At 45.9% G+C, this 2,401-nt stretch carries 3 protein-coding genes; all 3 read left to right on the top strand.

The annotated features are described in order from the left end of the window. The first annotated feature begins 176 nt into the window (after nucleotides 1-176). Entirely contained in the window at nucleotides 177-596 is a 420-nt protein-coding gene (locus AC4GZ8_RS26270) for a cupin domain-containing protein (protein ID WP_491084828.1), read from the top strand. A 206-nt stretch (nucleotides 597-802) separates the two neighbouring features. Further along, nucleotides 803-1,750, top strand: a complete 948-nt coding sequence (locus AC4GZ8_RS26265) for a carbohydrate ABC transporter permease (RefSeq protein WP_491084827.1) — start codon at nucleotides 803-805, stop codon at nucleotides 1,748-1,750. Continuing rightward, nucleotides 1,747-2,401 (top strand): carbohydrate ABC transporter permease (locus AC4GZ8_RS26260; protein ID WP_491084826.1); only part of this gene is annotated, 655 nt, incomplete at its 3' end. The genes AC4GZ8_RS26265 and AC4GZ8_RS26260, both read left to right, overlap by 4 nt.

The raw sequence follows: 2,401 nt of genomic DNA, 5'->3' as shown, positions 1-2,401 counted from the left end.
ATCGCGAAGGATGACCAGGCTCCAGGGATCGCCCCAGATGTCGAGCGCATATACAATTGGACAAACGGTGGAGGTTCGTTTTTTCATGATTCGATTATACGATTCATGCTTGCATTTTGCAAGTACGTGATTTATACTGGGTGAGTAGTTAATCCATATCGAAAGGAAGTTTACATATGAATGGAAAAAATTTTAGCGTTGTAGAAGCCGGTTCTTTTAGCGGTCTTTTGAATATGTCGAAGGACCCCACCCCAGGTAAGTACTTTTTGAAGGACAGGCTTGGACTAACGGGTATGGAAGTATCACTGAACCAACTGCCGGAGGGAGGCTCTATCCCGTTCTATCACACCCATCGCGAGAATGAGGAGCTATACCTTTTCACTGGCGGCCGAGGTCAGTTTCAGGTGGATGGACAAATTTTTGATGTGAAGGAAGGAACGGTTATTCGTGTTTCACCTGAAGGCGAGCGCACGCTTCGCAATAACGGTACTGGCGATTTGTATTTCATCGTAATTCAGGCCCAAGCGGGCAGTCTCCGCCAATGGGTAGCGACGGATGGCGTCATACTCGATAGACCAGTGACCTGGCAGGAATAGGAGCAGGTACTACAGGAACCAACCCAAATACTCAGACGACGGCTTCACTCCTTAAGGCGGGTGAAGTCTTTTTTTGTCCCTTATTTCCCGCAAATATAAGAATAATCCACCAAACCAAAATCATTCGAATTTTCGGCTGGAAGCGCCTCCTTTATAATCAGGTTAAGGCAGCCGGTGCTGTAAATTATGATCAAAGGAGATACAGGATGGACAGTGTTGAAAACCGCGGCTACGCATTAACGGCAAGCCGTGAACGCAAAAAAAGGCAATTCCGCGAGCTGATCCAGGGGCTCTTGTTTGCTTCTCCGGTTTTACTGGGTTTCCTTATATTTGTGGTGGGTCCTATCATCTATACCCTAGTGCTAAGCTTCACCAGCTATAACGTCGTTTCCTCCCCAAAATTTGTCGGCTTGGCGAATTACAAGGTTTTGCTTTGCGGCCAAGACGCTTTTTTCTATCCCGCCGTCAAAGCCACGCTGTATTATGTTTTGGTAAGTGTTCCGCTCGGGATCGTATTTGCGTTTTTTATCGCCATTTTGCTCAATATGAAAATAAAAGGAAGGACGATATTTCGAACGATTTTTTACTTGCCGGCTATTATTCCGATTGCGGCCTCCTCGATGATCTGGCTTTGGCTGCTGCAGCCTGATTTCGGCGTCGTGAACTATGTACTGGAGGCTTTGCATTTGCCTACTTCACGATGGCTTTCATCCGACGCAACGGTGATGCCGACCTTGGTTTTGATCAGCCTTTGGACAACGGGAAATATGATCGTTATTTTTTTGGCCGGGCTGCAAAATATATCTGCCCACCTTTACGAGGCTATCGAAGTGGACGGCGGAAATATGTTCCATAAACTCATTTACATCACGATTCCTATGAGCTCATCGATCATTTTTTTTAATACGGTCATCGGGTTTATCAACGGTTTTCAAACGTTTGTTCAGCCGTATGTGATGACGCAAGGGGGGCCCAATAAAGCCAGTTATTTATACGTGTATTACTTATTTAAAGAAAGCTTTCAATTTTCCAGATTCGGGACCTCAAGCGCAAGCGCGATCCTGCTGTTTATCGTCATCTTGATCATCACCGGGATGTTCTTCAAATTTTCCAAATCGCTTGTTTACTATGAAGGAAAGGATTCCAGAAAATGAAGAAAACCAACGTGCTTCTATCCGGACTGGTCTATTTGGTTTTGACAGCCGGCAGTATTATTTGCATTTTTCCTTTTCTTTGGATGGTCAGAACGGCCCTGGTCGATTTAGGGCAAATTTTTCAAAATCCTCCGAAATTCATTCCGGATTCGCTGGACTGGGACAATTTTGCAAGCGCTTTATCGGATCATCCCTTCGGCACCTATTTTTGGAACAGCATTCTTGTGACCGGACTTTCCGTGGCAGGGGTGCTGCTTACCAGCTCGCTGTGCGCCTATAGCTTTTCCAGAATGACTTGGCCGGGACGGGATCGAATTTTTGGCATTCTGCTAATCGGGCTGATGCTGCCGTTTTTTGTAGTGATGATTCCCCAGTTTATCGGGTGGAAAACATTAGGCTTAACGGATACGCTGGTTCCGCTGATCGCTCCGTCTTGGTTTGGGGGAGGGGTGTTCAATATTTTCCTGCTTAGGCAATTTTTCATGACCATTCCCAAAGATATGGATGAAGCCGCTAAAATGGACGGGGCCAGCCATTGGCAGGTGTATAGAGGAATCATTCTGCCTATAAGCAAGCAAGCGCTGATTGTCGTCGGATTGTTAACGTTTCTAGGCAGCTGGAATGATTTTTTGGGACCCTTGGTTTTTATTA

The sequence above is a fragment of the Metabacillus sp. RB-C-LZQ-3-1 genome (assembly GCF_058315175.1).
This window is presented reverse-complemented; position numbering and strand designations above follow the sequence as displayed.